Source organism: Variovorax sp. MHTC-1, assembly GCF_003984645.1.
In the GTDB taxonomy this organism is placed as follows: domain Bacteria; phylum Pseudomonadota; class Gammaproteobacteria; order Burkholderiales; family Burkholderiaceae_C; genus Variovorax.
The window spans coordinates 208,844-225,203 of sequence record NZ_RWKI01000001.1; the positions used below are offsets into that span (position 1 = coordinate 208,844).

The window sequence follows — 16,360 nt, forward strand, 5'->3', positions numbered from 1 at the left end:
AGTTGAACATGACCGATCCCATCGCCTCGGCCGCCGTCGCAGCGCCGCCGGCTGAGCTTGCAGGCCCCGCGGCCGCACAACAGACGGCGGGGCCGTCGCGCTTCGATCCGGGCGACACGCGCATGTTCGCCAACATGATGAACGGCGTGCAGGCGCCGCCCACCACCGTGGCCGGGCCCAGCGCGATCGGCGACGCCGCCAAGTCGCTGGCCGCGCAGTTCTCGGGCAACGTGCGCTCCTACGAGGACCTGCGCCGCAGCATGCTCGAGTCCGTCGATCTCTCGGACCCCATCAAGACCATGTTCGTGATGACCGACCACTCGATGGAGGCGCACATGATGTTCGCCAAGATGCACGTCTCCACCGGCCTGGCGAGCGCCGCCACGAGCCTGTTCGGCACGCTTCTGAAGAACCAGCAATGAAACACTTCCGCTGGCTTGCGGCACTCGCCCTGGTCTTCGCGCTGGCCGGCTGCAAGGTCGCGCTCTATTCCAACCTCAACGAGCAGGAGGCCAACGAGATCGTCGCCGCGCTGGCGAACGAGGGCATCGATTCGTCCAAGGCCCGGCTCGAAGGCAGCACCTGGCAGGTCGACGTGGACGAAGGCCGCCTCAGCCAGGCGCTCGACGTTCTGCGCAACCAGGGCCTGCCGGGCGAGCGCTACTCCAGCATGGGCGAGGTGTTCCGCAAGCAGGGCCTGGTCTCGACGCCGTCCGAGGAGCGCATGCGCTACATCTACGCCGTGTCGCAGGAGCTCTCGCAGACGCTGCGCAATGTCGACGGCGTGGTGGCCGCGCGCGTGCACGTGGTGATCCCGGCCAACGACCCGCTCTCCGAGAAGATCCGGCCTTCGTCGGCCGCCGTCTTCATCAAGCACCGGCCCGACGTCGACCTGCGGCTGCTCGCGCCGGCCGTCAAGGACATGGTGGCGCATGGCATCGAGGGCCTCACGCACGACCAAGTGTCGCTCTCGCTCTTCGAGGCCCGCAAGCTCTCCGTGGCGCCGGCCGCGGGCGGCGCACCGGCGCGGCCGGCGGTGCTGGGCCTGTTCTCCACCCAGACCGCGATGGTGCTGCTGGGCCTGCTCGCAGCGGCGGTGCTCTGCCTCATGGCGCTGCCCGGCCTGTTGCGGCGACAGGGCCTCGACTGGCGCAGCTGGGCTCGCAGCCAGGTATTCCGGCGATGAAAAGCGCTTCCCCAGGCAGCCCGATGGACCTGGTACGCCTGGTGACGCGCTTCAACCTGCATCCCGAGCTCGACCTGCATCCGAGCTGGCTGCCCGCGAACTGGCCGGCGCCGCACCGCTTGCCGGCGCGGCTGGGCGAGGGCGGGCGGGCGGTGCTGGCCGGCCTGTTGCAGCGCGGCCCGGGCGCCTTCGCGACGGCCGCCGACTTCAACTTCGATTCGCGCGTCAAGCGCCTGGCGCTGCTCGATGGGGGAGCGCTGCGCAGGCTTGCGGCCTACTTGGGTTTCAGCGCGCACCTGCCGCTTTTCAGGATTCGCGGCGGCGTCGGCTACCAGGTCCGGCGCCAGGCCTGCCGCTTCGACGAGGACGCAGTCGACTTCCTGCTCGACCGCGTGCCGCAACTGACCGAGCTGCGCATGAACCACTCCGCGCTCGAACAGAGGCCGCTGGCCGCCGGCCGCGTGGTGGTCGAACGCGGCTACCGGCTGCTGGTGGGCATGGTCGCGCCGGAGGGCGACTCCCTGCTGCGCCGCCTGCAATACAAGCTGCCGCGCCGCGTCTGCGCCCTGAGCGTGCCGCAGTTCGAGCCGCCGCAGGCGCGCCAGGTCCACGAGTTGATGCTGTCCTGCATCGTTCCCGAAAGATTGCCCCAATGGGACTGGCTTTTCTGATCACCACGGAGAACCTGCAGCTCCTGAGCGAGCGCAAGGTCCTCAAGGAGAACGAGTACGCGGCCCTGCTCGACGCATCGGCCGTGGTCGAGAGCGCGCGCCAGGAAGCGGGCCGCATCGTCGCGCAGGCGGAGCAGGAGGCCGAGGCCAGCCTGCGCAGGGGCTACGACGAAGGGCTGCAGCGTGCGAAGGCCGAGTATGCGAAGCAGCTCGTCTCCGAGAGCATGGCTGCCGAGCGGCAGCTGCAGGCGCTGCGCGTGTCGATGGCTCAGCTGGTGGTGAAGGCGGTGGGCCAGTTCATCTCCGAGGTCGACCCCGCCATCCTCTTTCGCAGTGCGCTGGTGCGCGTCGAGGCGCTGCTGCGCACCGAGCCCTTCATCACCGTGCGCGTGGCGCCGGCGCAGGAAGCGACCATGCGCGACCTGCTGCATCGGCTGCGCGAGCAAGCCAACTGGAGCATGACCGTGAATCTCACGCCCGATGCGTCGCTGCCCGCCGGTGCGTGCGTGGTGCAGACCTCGACCGGCGTGCTGGAAATCGGCGTCGATGCGCAACTCGAGGCCTTCCGCCGCGCGGTGGAGCGCGGCGGCCTGGCCTCGCCCGCGGGAGGGCGGCGCTGATGCAGACCTCGAGCGATTTCGCCGGCAACGCGATGTCCGATGCCGCCCTCGGCATCGTGGCCGATCTGGAGCAGGCCTTCGGCCGCGTCACGCCGGTGGCCATGCGCGGGCGCGTGAGCAAGGCCGTGGGCATGCTGATCGACGCCACCGGCATCCAGGCCCACGTAGGGGAGCTGTGCGAGCTGGTCACGCCCGGCGAGCCGCCGCTGCTTGCCGAAGTCGTTGGGTTCCGCAACAACACGGCCATCCTCACGCCGCTGGGGCCGATCACCGGGATCTCGGCGCTGACCGAGGTGCTGCCGACCGGCCGCGGCCATGTCTGCCCGGTCGGGGCGCCGCTGCTCGGGCGCGTGCTCGATGCGCTGGGCCAGCCGATCGACGAGCACGGCCCGCTCGGCGCCGTGGCGCAGCAGCCGGTGCACCGCGAGCCGGTGAGTCCGCTGGCGCGCCGCATGATCGCGGCGCCGCTGGCCACCGGCATCCGCGCCGTCGACGGCCTGCTCACGCTCGGCGAAGGCCAGCGCGTCGGCGTCTTCTCGCCGCCCGGCGTGGGCAAGAGCACGCTCCTGGGCATGCTCGCGCGCGGCTCGACGGCCGAGGTCAACGTGATCGCGCTGATCGGGGAGCGCGGCCGCGAAGTGAAGGAATTCATCGAGCACAACCTCGGCCCCGAAGGCCTCGCGAAGACGGTGATGGTGGTCTCCACCTCCGACCGGCCGCCCATGGAGCGCATCAAGTCGGCCTACGTCGCCACCACCATCGCCGAGCATTTCCGCGACCAGGGAAAGAAGGTGCTGCTGCTCGTGGATTCGCTCACGCGCTTCGCGCGTGCGCAGCGCGAGATCGGCCTCGCGAGCGGCGAGCCCCCCACGCGGCGCAGCTACCCGCCGTCGATCTTCTCGATGCTGCCGCAGCTGCTGGAGCGCGCAGGGCAGGGCACGACCGGCTCCATCACCGCCGTGTACTCGGTGCTGACCGAAGGCGACGAGGAGAACGACCCCATCGCCGAGGAGGTGCGCTCCATCCTCGACGGCCACATCGTGCTGTCGCGCAAGCTCGCGGCCGCCAACCGCTACCCGGCCATCGACGTGCTGGCGAGCATCAGCCGCGTGATGCCGCTGGTTGCCTCGCGCGCGCACCGCGATGCGGCCGCGCACGCGCGCGGCCTGCTCGCGAAGTACCAGGAAATGGAGCTCCTGATCCAGATCGGCGAGTACAAGCAAGGTGCGGACGCGCTGGCCGACCAGGCGATCCAGGCGCGTCCCGCGATGATCGACTTCCTGTCGCAATCGCCCGAGAGCCAGGTCGCCTTCGAGCACACCGTGGCCGCGCTCGCGCGCCTCGGTTCCGGAGGCCGCCGATGAGCGTCGACTGGAAGATGCTGATCGCCGTGCGCGAGCGCCAGAAGACCGCCGCGATGGGCGTGGTCGCGCGCGAGCGCGAGGCCGCGGCGCGCAGCCTTGCCGAACTGCAGCAGGCCGAGGAGCGGCATCGGCAGGAGCTGGAGAGCAAGGCCAGCCATTGGCAGGACTTGCAGGGTGCGTTCGCGAGCGGCCAGTGCAACGTGGCGCAGCTGCGCGTGGCGGGTGCGTGGAGCGGCGCCCTGGACGCGCAGATCGCCAAGGCCGGCTCCGCGGCCGTGCAGGCGGGCGCGGCGCATGCGCAGCACGAAGAGCTGCTTGCCCGAAGCCGCCAGGCGCTGCGCGCCGCGAGCGGCGAGGTCGAGAAGGCGCAGTGCATGCAGCAGCGCGAGCGCGCCGAGCATGCACGCATGCAGGAACTTCGGCAGGAAGACGCGTCCGAGGAGGCCACCACGCAGGCCTGGCTCGCGCGCCGCGCGATCTAGGGAAGAGCGGCATGGAAAGCAGCCTCGAACTCGCCGCCATCGAGAGCTTCTTCTCGTCCGTGGTGCTCACGCTGCCGCGGCTGTTCGCGATCTTTGCGGTCGTGCCCTTTCTCTCGGGCGGGATGCTCACCGGCATCGTGCGCAATGGCCTGCTGCTGATGCTGGCGATCTTCATGTCGCCCGCGGCCGGCGAGATTCCGTCGGCGTCGGTCGGCATGTGGATCCTCATCACCGGCAAGGAAGCGCTCATCGGGCTGATGCTCGGGCTGGGCTTCGGCATCTTCATCTGGGCGATCCAGAGCGTGGGCGACCTGATCGACTTCCAGACCGGCTCGGCCAACGCCTCCTTCTTCGACCCGGTGGCGGGCCATGAGAACGGTCCCACGGGCGAGTTCCTCAGCTGGATGGTGATCACGCTCTTCGTCTCGGCCGGCGGGCTGCTCGCGATGCTGGGCGTGATCGTCGATTCCTACCGGCTGTGGCCGGTCGGCTCCTTCTTCCCGAACGTGGGCGCGGTGCTGGAGCAGTTCGCGATCCGCCAGGGCGACACGCTCTTCCTGTGGATCGTGAAGCTGGCGTCGCCGGTGATCTTCGTGCTGCTGCTGGTCGAGCTGGGCATGGGCCTCGTGGGGCGGGTGGCGCCGCAACTCAACGTGTTCGTCATCTCGCAGCCGCTCAAGAGCATCCTGGCCCATTTCATGATGCTGCTCTTCGTCTTCTTCGTGTACGAGTCGCTGCAGGAATTCCTGCGGCCGGAGAACAGCGTGCTCGATTTTCTGCGCGCCACGCTCTAGCAGGCCATGGCGGAAAAGAACCAGGACCCGACCCCGAAGCGCCTGCGCGACGCGCGCAAGCGCGGCGAGGTCGTGTTCAGCGCCGACGTCGCGTCGACGCTGGTGTTCGCGGTGGTGATCGTCGCGATGTGGATGGGCGGCGAGGCACTCTACAGCCTGCTTCGCGAACTGTGGCTGCACGCGACCAGCGCCACGCTGCTCGCCAATCCCGACCAGCGCTTCGGCGAACTGCTGCTGCACACCGGCGAGGCGCTTTTGTGGGGCACGCTGCCGATCACCGCCATCGCCGCCTTCGCCGGCATCGCCGGCTCGCTGTTCCAGGTCGGCGGCGTGGCGGCGTGGGAGCGCATCAAGCCCGACGCCAACCGCATGAATCCGGCCGAGGGCGCGAAGCGCATCTTCTCCACGCGCAACCTCGTCAACCTCGTCAAGATGGTCGTCAAGACGGTGCTGCTGGCTGTGCTGATGTACGTGGTGGTGCGCAGCTTCCTCGACACCGCGCTCAACCTCGGCTACATCCGCCCGCCGGCCATCATGAGCGTGTCGGCGCACATGGTGCTGATCGCTTTCGTCTGGGCGATGGTGATCTATGCGCTGATGGCGCTGGTCGACTATGCGCACGAGCACTACGAATTCATGAAGCAGCAGCGCATGTCGATCGACGACCTGCGGCAGGAATACAAGGAGGTCGAAGGCGACCCGATCAACCAGTCGCGGCGGCGCACGGCGCACTTCGAGGCCGTGTACGCGAGCCTCGCCGACCGCGTGCGCGGCGCCTCGGCGGTCATCCACTCGGCCCGCACGGCGATCGCGCTGCAGTACCTCGGCGAACACGACCTGCCGCGCGTCATCGCGCGCGGCGAAGGCGAGGTCGCGGCGCAGATCCGCCGCTTCGCGGGCGAGGGCCTGGTGCCGATGGAGTTCGAGCCCTCGCTTGCCGATCGCCTCTACGACGAAGTGCCGGTGGACCAGCCGATCCCGCGCTCGCTCTATGCGCCGGTGGCGAAGCTGCTGCGCTGGGCGCAGGGCGGCGAGGCGGGCGCCTGACGCTGGCGCGAACAGAACCGATCTGAAAAGGAAACGAACGATGGCCCTCATGATGCTTCTGGACGGCGGCGGCGTATCGCGCACGGCGCAGCAGGCGGCCGCGAACCAGGCGGCGCAGCAACAGCGCACGCAGCAGACGCAGCAGACCACGAACGACAACGGCAGCAGCGCCGCGGCCGATGCGGCGGCCGCGCGTGCAGCACGGCTGCAGCGCGAGCTGGAAGCCCTGCTGGAGGCGCTGCGGCGCGCCCAGGAGGCAGCCCGCGAGGCGCGCCGGCGCGAGGCCGAGGCGCAGGCCAGGCTGACGCAGGCGCGGCAGCAGCTGGAGGATGCGCAGGAGCAGGCGCGCAACAACCCGTCGGAGGCCAACAACACGGCCGCTCATTCGGCGCAGCAGGGCCACGACCTCGCTGAGGCCAATTCGAAGAAGGAAACGGCGAAGCTCGCACTCGAGGACCGGGGCGTCGAGCTCGCCGACGCGCGGGTCGCGCAGAAGAGGGAGCAACGGCAAAGCCCCGACGGTCGCGCATCGGCGCAGACCGACCAGGAACTGAGGACGGCCGAGCTTGCCTATGGCCGGGCCCAGACCACGTCCACGGCCGCGGACACCTACGCCCGGACGGAGCAGGAGGCCCAGGAGGCCGAGAACCACGCCGCATCGCTGGAGCCGCCGCCCGGGCTGCCGGCCCAGGCCTACGGCAAGACGGACTGGGACGAGATCAATGCAGCCAGGAACGAGGCCACGCGCCTGCGCACCGAGGCCAACGCCGCGCGCGACGAGTACGACGAGACGCAGCAGACGGCGCAGCAGCCGCTCCTGTTCACGACGACGACGGCCACGACCTTCTCGACCGCCGCCGGCACCGACGGCGTCACCAGCCCGGCACTGCTGAGCTATGGCAACAACAACCTGCTCGCCCAGGTCTCCTACGGCGACGACGAGCCCGCGCCGCAATACCCGCTCCAGCCGCTGCTGCAGGTGGCGCCGTTTCCCCTGCCGGGTGCCCAAACCGGCTCCGAGAATCCTGTGGAGGGCCTCTATGCGCCGCCCGGCACGGAACAGGTGTCGGACACGGTCGCGGCCATCGCGCAGGGGAAGAGCGTGGAAGAGATCGCGAGGGAGCGCAATGTCAGTACCGACCAGATCATCTCCGAGGCCAGCGAGGCCGGCGTCGAGATCACGACCACCGCGGCGAACTCCGGCAACGGCGACGTGCAGACCACCACCCTGAAGCAGGGCGATGTGGAGCTGAGCTACTACCGCGACTACCAGCACGATTCGCTCACCGTGCGCGGAAGCTACGAGGACCCGGCCGCGCCCGGTGGCACCCGGACCATCGATGCCATGCAGGACAGCGACGGCCGCATCCATCACACGGTGACCGACCCGCAGACCGGCGAGGAGGTGTCGGTCATCACCGACTACGAGGAAGGCACCGAGACCCGCATCGACTTCGACGACCAGGGGCGGCGCGTCGAGACCACGACCGAGATGGGCGCCGGGCCGGTGACCTACGAGGTGAAGCACGGCGACACGGTCGGCGAACTCGCCCGGGCGCAGGGCATGACCGAGGCCGAGTTCCTGGCGCTCAACCCGAACCTCGAGAATCCGGACCTGATCCATCCGGGCGACGAGCTGGTGGTCGCGACCTCGCCGACGACCGTCCAGGTTTTCAACGACGACGGTTCCATCCTCGAGACCCGCACGACGGGCGACGGCGAGCAGCAGGTGGTCTACGTCTCGCCGGAAGGCGAGAGGGTCACCCTCGCCGGCGAAAAGAGCGAGCAGGAGGCGCAGGCCGAGGACATCCGCGAGAGCATCTTCGAGGATGGCCTCACCGTCGCCCAGGTCGCGGCGAACATGCAGATGAGCCAATCGCAGGTGCTGGCGCTCATGGAGCCGGGCACCGTGGACGTTCAGGAAGCGACTTCGGACAACGGCGACGTGCAGACTACGACGCTCTTCGATCCGTACAGCGGCGAAGTGGTGATCGAGCGCTACGACTACCAGCACGACAGCATGCAGCGCGAGACGATCGCGGGCGACGCGGTCTTCGAGGTGCGCCAGTACGACCCCGAGACCGGAACGTTCTCCACCGTCGAGATGGCCGGCGGCGTCGGCTATGCGCAAAGCCTGGTCGACAGCCGGCAGCAGACGGTGAACGCCATCGCAAGCCAGATCAGCGATCTGGACCAGGAGATCCGCCTCTGGCAGAAGATGGGCGAGGACCCCTCCGAGCTGTACGAACAACGCCGGGTGCTGAGCAGCCAGCTGGAAGACGCCCAGGCGGTGGTGGATATCCAGCAGGGCAAGGCGGACCAGGTGGCCACGGCCTCGGACAAGGCCACGGTGATCACGCTGGCGCGCGAGTTCTACGAAATCCAGACGAACACGCGCCCCGGCACCGAGGCGCACACCAAGTCGACCGAGCTCTTGAACGAAGCGCTCGGCCTGATCGACCAGCTCAGCGACATGAGCGTGTCGGCCGACGCGAACGTGGACTTCCTGGAGGCCGACCGCGAACTGCAGAACGCCACCGCAGCCCGGGAAGAGGCCGATGCCGAGCTGGAGGCCCAGTACCAGCACTGGAAGGAGACGAGCTGGCTCTGGCCCGGTCTCGACGAAGAGCAGATCAAGGAGTGGAAGGAACAAGGCCAGGTGCCGATGGGCGGCTGGAACCGCGGCTACCGCACCGCGGAGGAAGCGGACGAGGCCGCGCGCAAGGAGTTCGCCCAGGCGCAGGAACTGTGGGACGAAGTGGATAGCTCCGATTCGCGGCCGGAGCGGCTGGCGTGGCTGCGGCGCAACCAGGCGCTCGAGGACGAGGCGAATGCGCAGATCGCCTACGACGAGGCGGTGGGCGCCAAGGCCGATGCGGACATCGCGGTCCTGCAGCACGACATCGACGCGCTGCAGGAGGAGAAGGACGCCTGGGTGCAGGAGAACCCGGACGCCTACGCCGACGCCTTTCCGCGCCAGGAAGAGCTCGATGCGGTCGAGGACGACGTGACGCAGCTCACCATCGGCGGCCTGCTGAGCCAGGACGACGCGAACTTCCAGCGCTACCTGCTGACCCTGCCCGTCGCGCAGCGCGACACGGAGGAGCGGCGGCAGGAGGCGCTGAAAAGCTACCAGGAAGACAACTGGCGCGAGCAGCAGGAACTCAACAACCGGATCACCACGCTGAGCAATGCCCGCCGCCGTCGATCGATCGACGCGTCGGCCGCCTACATCGAGCAGTGGAGCGCGAAGCATCCCGAACTCTGGGCGCAGTACGAGGAGCTGGGCGAACCCTCGACGACCATGTCGGTGCGGGCCGCCGAGTACCGGCTGGAGCAGCGCGAAGACATTCTCGCGACACCGGCGGGAGAGCTGCTGCGCCCGGCCATCGAGGCGCAGCGGCAGGCCGAGTCCGAGGAGAGGCGGATCAGCGCCGAAGACCGGGAGCGCATGCAGACCGATCTCGATCGCATCAACGACGGGATCGACAACCACAGCTTCGTGCGGGACGGGTGGTCGGCGATGTTCGGCGATACCGCCGACGATGCCCAGACCTACACCCAAGAGCAGATCGAGGCGGCGGAGCGGCTCGACGACGACCTGAACGCCGGCCGCACCACGCTGCAAGCGTACGTGCGCGACCGCGACGCCCTGATGGGCGCCTACAACATCGATTCGGCCGATTGGACCCAGCAGCTGCGGGATACCGACGAGACCTGGGGCACCATCGACACGGCAGTGCGCACGGTGCTCGCAGCGGGCGCGGCGCTGGGCGTCACGCTGGTGACGGGCAACATCTTCGCCGGCGCCGCCGCGGGCATGCTGGTCAACGAGGCCTACGACCTGGCCAACGACGTCGGCGCCATGGCGAACGGACAGGCGCTGTCGAACGATGGCCACGTCTCGCTCTTCGGGCTGGGCGCCGGCGCCATCTTCACGGACGACGTGACCGGCAAGGAAGTCCGCATGGCGCTGAAGGACAAGGTGATCGACGGCGCCACGAACCTGGTCACAGGCGGCGGCGTGGCCGCGGGCGTCAAGATGAGCGCGGCCATGACGGGCCGCGTCGTCGCGCGCGGCGGAACCTTGAACCTGGGCCAGCGCGTCACGATCGGCGCCGGCGCCCAGGTCGTGGGGCAGGGCGTGGACGGTGCCGGGCGCGTCGGCGTCGATGCGCTCCAGCTCGCGATCGAAGGCAAGCTCGGCACGCCCGAAGGCCTGGAGCGGCTTCGCAAGTCGCTCGCCAACGCCGGCATCAACGTCCTGTTCGCGCCGCTCGGCGGCAGCGTCTCGGGCGCGATCCGGATGGATCTGCTGCGGCCGGTGACGGGCGTCGCGCTGCAGGCCATCAACGACGGCGCCATGAACCTCGGCATTGCCGAGGTTTCCGCGCTGCTGCTCGAAGGCCGCCACATGAACACCGGCGAACTGGTGGCGGCCGGCGTGGGCACGCTGCCCGGCACCATCACCAGCATCGCCTTCCATCCGCAGCGGATGGCGACGGCGCGCGGCTATGTGGGCCACCTCGGTGCGGACGACGGCGCGGGAAGCGGCGCGCGGCGCCCGGTGCGCGACGACGTCGTGAACGATCCGGCGGACGACACGGTGGTGCCGGCGAGCTTCCGCACGGATGACGCGGCCGATACCGCTGACGCGACGAGCCCCGCCCGCACGGATGACGCGGCCGACACGGCCGACGCGACGAACCCCGCCCGCACGGAGGATGCAGCGGACGTGGCGGACACGCCTGTGGACACGCCGACCCCGGAGGCACCCGCTCAACCGGTGGCACCGCCCGATCCGGACATTCCCGCGCCTGCGAGCGTGCCACCCACGGCGACGGTGCTCGTCGCCACCGCCGCCGCTTCGGCCGACAGGGTTCTGACATCTGCAGAGGCGCCGGGCAAGCCGGATGCATCGGACGGCGCCGAGGGCGCCGATTCGGCAGATGGCGCCGACGGACGCAGCGACGCCGATGACGCGGACGGCGCCGACGGCGCCGACGCCCCGGACGCCCCGGACGCCCCGGACGCCCCGGACGGCGCGGACGGCGCGGACGGCGCCGACACGGCGGGCGCCAGCCGCGACGAGCTGAGCACGCTCGCGGCGAACCGCGGCAGGGGCTTCTGGCGCAGGTCGCGCGGCGTCGACGTCAATCTGATTCCGACCACGCCCGAGTTCGGCCGGCTGCGGCTGGCCATGGAGCGGCTCAAGGGCGTGCAGGATGTTCCCGTGGTGGCAGGCGCCAGCGTCGGCGTGCGCGTTCGCGACCCCGGCACGGGCCAGGAGAGTTCGCAGAACTGGCTGCTCGATGCCGACGGTCAGACACCGCTCGCGCCGAGCGAGGCGGCGCAGCGCATCGAGGCCGCGGGCCGCCTGCCCGAGGACGGATCGGCCGTGCTGATCCTGGGCTGCAATCTGTCGCCGGAATACCTCGGTCTCGTAGGGCAGCACCTGGGGCGCCCGGTGCTGACCAATGCGGAGATGGTGCACGTCTTCAACACCTTCCGCGGCAGCCGCATCCAGACCGGCCCCGCCTTCGAGCCCGGCAGCGCGCCGGGCAGCACGCGCGCGACGTCCATCGACGTGCGCGCTGTCCGGCAGCCGGAGGGCGAACAGGACTACCGCTTCCTCGCGCGCGCCGACGCTGCGCACAGCGCGTCCTCCGACCCGAGCTGGCGCGTGGAGCTCGGCGAGGCGCATGGACTCGACGGCATCCACGGCCGAGTCAACACGACGGATTCGATGACGGCTTGCGTGAACATCTCGGTCACCATCGACCGCATGCTGAGCGCGCCGGGCACGCGCATGTCTGCCGTGCCTTCGGGCGCGAAAACGCTGGCGGATGTGCGCGGCCTCTACGGCGATCCGCCGATCACGCGCTTCGACGACAGCGCGGCGACCATGGACCATCTGTCGCGCCTGCCGGACGGCTCGCGCGGCTTCGTGGTGCTGGGCGGCGACGCCGGCGACACCTCGCACATGATCAACTACGTGGTCCGCGGCGGCGAGGTGGTGCTGATCGACGGGCTGTCGGGCCGCAACGCGTCGCGCTTCGACGCGCCGGTCGTCCATGTCATCGAGACGCAGAACGGTGCCCACCCGCGGGTGGACCACACCGTTCGCTCGCAGGACGATATTGCACGCGCGCGCGCGCTCGCCGACGAGCCGCTGCCCGAGAGCTGGCCGCAGGACCTGGTGGCTGGGCGAAATATCCGTTTCGATTCGAACCGCGCGCCGCGGCCGCCGCAAGTGGCCGGACCCGAGTGGGCCGACGTCGCTGCCGCGGCGCCGCGCCTGATGGCCGACCAGGAGGCCGCGGCACAAGGGGGGCCGGCCGTGCAGCTGGCGCCGCACGAGCAGGCATGGCGGCAGTCCTTGTCCTCGGCCATGCAGAACAGCGTGTTCGTCGTGTCCCGTGTATCGGGCTACGACGGCGCGCAGGTGCGTGCCAAGCGATCCGACATCTTCGACAACTACGCCGACGCGCAGGCCGCGGCGGCGGGGCTCGGCGGCGCGTATGTCCACCAGGTGCTGGCGCCGGCGGGGAGGAACCGTCTCGCGAAGGTCGGCCACGTCGAGCCTGCCGACCGCCGTGGCGCGACCTTCGTGTCGGCGGGAGGCGAAGTCCTCGGCGTCGGCATTCCGAACATCTATTTCCGGCAATGGCAGAGCGCCAACGCGCCAGCCGTTCACGGCACACAACCAACGGCCACGCCGGCGCAACAAGCCGCGACCACGCCACCCCCGCCGGCCGCGACCACGCCACCCCCGCCGGCCGCGACCACGCCACCCCCGCCGGCCGCGACCACGCCACCCCCGCCGGCCGCGACCAAGCCACCGCCGCCGGCCGCGGCCAAGCCGCCACCGCCGGCCGCGACCACGCCGCCACCGCAGACCGCCGCGACCACGCCGCCCGCGCCCCAGCCACCATCGACCGGCCCGGCGCCCGCTTTCCAGGGTTGGCAGGTGACAGCCACCTCGGCAGGTTCGGTCGATTTCGACCTCGTCATCGAAGGCAGCCAAAGCTTCACCGCGCCGCGGCCGAAATACGCAGGCCCGGACAACGTGGCGAACTTCGACCCGAAGCTGCAGGCGACGCAGGCCGACGCCGACCAGACGGCGTACCTGGTCGGCGCCAACTCGCCCGACGGGCACAAGGCGCGCAGCGAGTCGCTGCGGTCCAGGCTCGCGAACTACCTGCGGGGCAGGGCACCGTCCGCCTTCGGCGCGCCCGACTACGTCGCGAAGCGCTACGCCATTCCGGATGACGCGACCAAGGTCCTGCAGGGCGGCGCCGACGACAGCTTCGGCGTCAAACGCGTCTTCGGCACCTTCAAGGAGGCACAGGCCGCCGCGCAGCAGATGGCGACGGACAGGGGACAGGCGCAGGAAGTCGTTCGACTCGTGGATTCCAAGCTCGACCTGGCGGCGGGCGTGCGCAACCTGCGCTTCACCAACGCCCAGACCGACGGGATCGTCTTCGTGAACGCGGACGGCACGGTGAATCCGGTGAGCATTGCCAACCGCAACACGCCGAACCGGCACATCCCGAGGGCCGGCGACCAGTTCATCGACCCGCGCAACGAGATGAGCGTCACCGACAAAACCTACTCGTTCAAGCAGCGCTGGAAGGTCGGCCTCTTCTCCGCTGCCACGATGATCGGAACCGCCGGCGCCACCTATGCGGCGATGCGCTTCGGCGGCGCCAGCCTCGGCTGGTCGACCGCTGCAGGCGCCTCGGTCGCGACCTACGCCGGCACGCGCGACATGTTCCTGCGCTACGCCTTCGATGCCTTCCTCTACCGCGGGCTGGCCGCGGGCTTCAAGCAGGGGCTGAAGGTGCGCATGCAAAAGCATGCCTCGCCCGATCACGACAACACCTTCGCCCTGATCAAGGAGATCGCGGATCCCGACAGGCAGGAGGCTGCGCTGACCCAGCTGCGCACGCAGCTGGCCAGCGGCATCGCGCGCCGCGATGGCATCGGCAGGAGCGACCGGGCCGCCAATCTCGCCGCGATCGAGACCTTGCGCAAGGATCCCGGCAATACCACGGCACTGGACACCCTGACGGCAGCGGCCTACCAGCGCGCAGGCCTGCCGATGGTCGGCGCGCGCGGCAGGTTCAATCGCATACCGCCGCAGCTCAGGGCCCAGTACGAGCAGGCGATGCAGGACATCCGCATCAAGCCGAAAACGCCCGACGAGGTGCAGCGCGTCGCTGACGCGGCGACGGTGCTCGACACGGCCGCCCTGGTGCTGCGCGCGCAGCAGCAGGCCGGCCGATTGCGCGGAAGCATGTTCGTGCGCAACGTGCCGCACGAGGATCGCCGGCGCTACAGGCAGGCCATCGATGCGCTCGCGCACAACCCTGCGGACCCGCAGGCCATGCTGACGCTCCAGCTGGTCGGCCTCGACCGGGTCCAGCGGATGGCCACGCACTACCGCGGTTCCTGGCGAGGCATTCACAAGGCCGACCGCCACACGATCGAGCTGGAAGCGGAGACCTTGAGAACGAGGATGAAGCAGATCCACCAGGAGCTCGGCGATGCGCTCGAGGCCAGCAGGACGGCCCACGCCAGCGATCCCGCGGCACGCGCGCTCGCCGACGAAGCCGCCCACGCGGCCTATGCGCGCGCCATGGACCACCTGAGGGCCAACCCGCCGGCCTCGCACCAGGTGCTGGAGGGCATCGGCGACAAGCTCGGAACCTCCAACACGCCCGTGGGCCGCGCGCTGCTGTCGGCGCGCATCGCGAGCTTCGCGTGGAGCAACTCGGGCGCGACGCGCCTGGTGCTGGACCCGATCTACGACACCACAGCCTGGGTCGACGGCCTGACATCGGAGAAGGCGGTCGGGATGCCGGGCAGCGTCTATTTCGTCTGGGCCAACAACACCGGGCTGGCCGCCTCCGTGGCCGCGAAGTTCGCGGAAGTTCAGAAGAGCCGCCACGGCGTCGACATGACCATCACGCACGATCCGGAAAGCCCACAGAACCAGGCCCTGCAGAAGAAGGCCCAGCAGCAGGCCAAGCAGCAGACGCCGGCGCAGGGCGCGGCAGCCACGCCGGCACCGGCGCCTTTCATTCCCGTGAACCACAAAGGCAAGCCCGTCAAGACGTACAAAAGCACCGAGAACCAGAATGTCGTGCGGCGCTGGATCAAGGGCATGGGCAGCGTCGAGGCGGCGACGCACAACGGCCTGGACATCAACGGCAACCCGCTGCTGAAGCCGACCAAGTTCGCGCGCCTCGCGCAATGGTCCTCATGGGGCGATGCCAACGGCCTGATCTACTTGACGACGGGGACCGTGATCGAGGGCGTGCAGGCCGTCTCCAGCGGGCAATGGCTCCATGCGGGCCTGGTCGCGGGCAAGCTGGTCGGCGAGGTCATCGCCTTCCGCGGCCTGCAGCAGGACTACCAGGGCGAGCTGAGGAGCAGGCACGGCAAGGGTGCCGATGTCTATCACTCCGACCTCGTGTCGACCTTCAACGCGCCGCTGGGCAATGCCAAGCGTCCGACGGACAGCAACGCAACGCCGGCTGCCCCGGTGCCGGGGGGCGCGCCGAAGACCAAGCCCGACGCGGTGATCCGGAAGGGCTTGCCGCCCATGGTCAAGCTGGCCATCGGCGTGCCGCTGATCGTCGGCTTCGAGGAGTTGCTGATACTGTTGCGCGAGAAGGAGGAGGCAGAGCGCAAGGCGGGGACGCCGTCGCCTGCGCCGGCACCTACGCCGACACCGACACCGACCGCGCCGCAGTCGCCATCGCCATCCACATCGCAGACCCTGCCGCCGTCGTCATCGACATCGCCGTCACCCTCTACGCCGCGGCCCCCGACACCCTCCGCATCACGGTCGCCTTCACCGTCCACGTCGCGTTCGCCTTCACCGTCCACATCGCGTTCGCCGACGCCGTCGCAGTCGCCGTCACCGCCCGCGACCACGGTCACGCCGCCGCGAACGACAAGGCCGCCGCTGAACGGGCCGTTCATGCTGTCGGCGGGCGCACAGCCCTTCGCCGCATCGAGCTTGCTGGCGACGACGGCCGATGTGCCGGCACCGCAACGTGTCGCGCCGCCGCCCAACGCCGCGCTTGCGCAGCTCTTCAATCTGGAAGGGAGCTCGGGGTCGCCGGCCTCGAACGAGCTGGCGGACTTCCAGGTCAAGCCGAGTTCGGAAGCGCAGGTGGCCTGAG

The 16,360-nt window shown here is 69.9% G+C and carries 9 protein-coding genes; all 9 read left to right on the top strand.

The genetic code is table 11. From position 1 onward, the window contains the following. Nucleotides 1-8 precede the first annotated feature (8 nt). The 9 genes from EJI01_RS01010 to EJI01_RS01050 are packed head-to-tail and all read left to right on the top strand — an operon-like array spanning nucleotide 9 to nucleotide 16,359. The gene (locus EJI01_RS01010; protein WP_126835250.1) at nucleotides 9-422 is read left to right on the top strand and encodes a hypothetical protein; all 414 of its coding nucleotides are present in this window, start codon (nucleotides 9-11) and stop codon (nucleotides 420-422) included. Continuing rightward, nucleotides 419-1,186, top strand: a complete 768-nt coding sequence (sctJ, locus tag EJI01_RS01015; RefSeq protein ID WP_126835251.1) for a type III secretion system inner membrane ring lipoprotein SctJ — start codon at nucleotides 419-421, stop codon at nucleotides 1,184-1,186. The genes EJI01_RS01010 and sctJ overlap by 4 nt, the downstream gene beginning before the upstream one ends. Then, entirely contained in the window at nucleotides 1,183-1,857 is a 675-nt protein-coding gene (locus EJI01_RS01020; protein ID WP_126835252.1) for a SctK family type III secretion system sorting platform protein, read from the top strand. The genes sctJ and EJI01_RS01020 overlap by 4 nt, the downstream gene beginning before the upstream one ends. Continuing rightward, on the top strand, nucleotides 1,839-2,477 hold the full coding sequence (sctL, locus tag EJI01_RS01025) for a type III secretion system stator protein SctL (protein ID WP_126835253.1): 639 nt from the start codon (nucleotides 1,839-1,841) through the stop codon (nucleotides 2,475-2,477). Before EJI01_RS01020 ends, sctL begins: the two co-directional genes overlap by 19 nt. Before the next feature lie 32 nt (nucleotides 2,478-2,509). Next, entirely contained in the window at nucleotides 2,510-3,841 is a 1,332-nt protein-coding gene (locus EJI01_RS01030) for a FliI/YscN family ATPase (RefSeq protein WP_126835668.1), read from the top strand. After that, nucleotides 3,838-4,323 carry a serine kinase gene (locus EJI01_RS01035; protein WP_126835254.1) on the top strand — a complete coding sequence of 162 codons (486 nt, stop codon included), beginning with the start codon at nucleotides 3,838-3,840 and terminating at the stop codon, nucleotides 4,321-4,323. The genes EJI01_RS01030 and EJI01_RS01035 overlap by 4 nt, the downstream gene beginning before the upstream one ends. An 11-nt stretch (nucleotides 4,324-4,334) precedes the next feature. Continuing rightward, nucleotides 4,335-5,117, top strand: coding sequence for a type III secretion system export apparatus subunit SctT (gene sctT, locus EJI01_RS01040; protein ID WP_126835255.1), 783 nt, complete (start codon nucleotides 4,335-4,337; stop codon nucleotides 5,115-5,117). A 6-nt stretch (nucleotides 5,118-5,123) separates the two neighbouring features. Continuing rightward, nucleotides 5,124-6,164 carry an EscU/YscU/HrcU family type III secretion system export apparatus switch protein gene (locus EJI01_RS01045; RefSeq protein ID WP_126835256.1) on the top strand — a complete coding sequence of 347 codons (1,041 nt, stop codon included), beginning with the start codon at nucleotides 5,124-5,126 and terminating at the stop codon, nucleotides 6,162-6,164. A gap of 40 nt (nucleotides 6,165-6,204) precedes the next feature. Further along, the gene (locus EJI01_RS01050) at nucleotides 6,205-16,359 is read left to right on the top strand and encodes a LysM peptidoglycan-binding domain-containing protein (protein WP_126835257.1); all 10,155 of its coding nucleotides are present in this window, start codon (nucleotides 6,205-6,207) and stop codon (nucleotides 16,357-16,359) included. The last annotated feature ends 1 nt before the right edge of the window (nucleotide 16,360 follow it).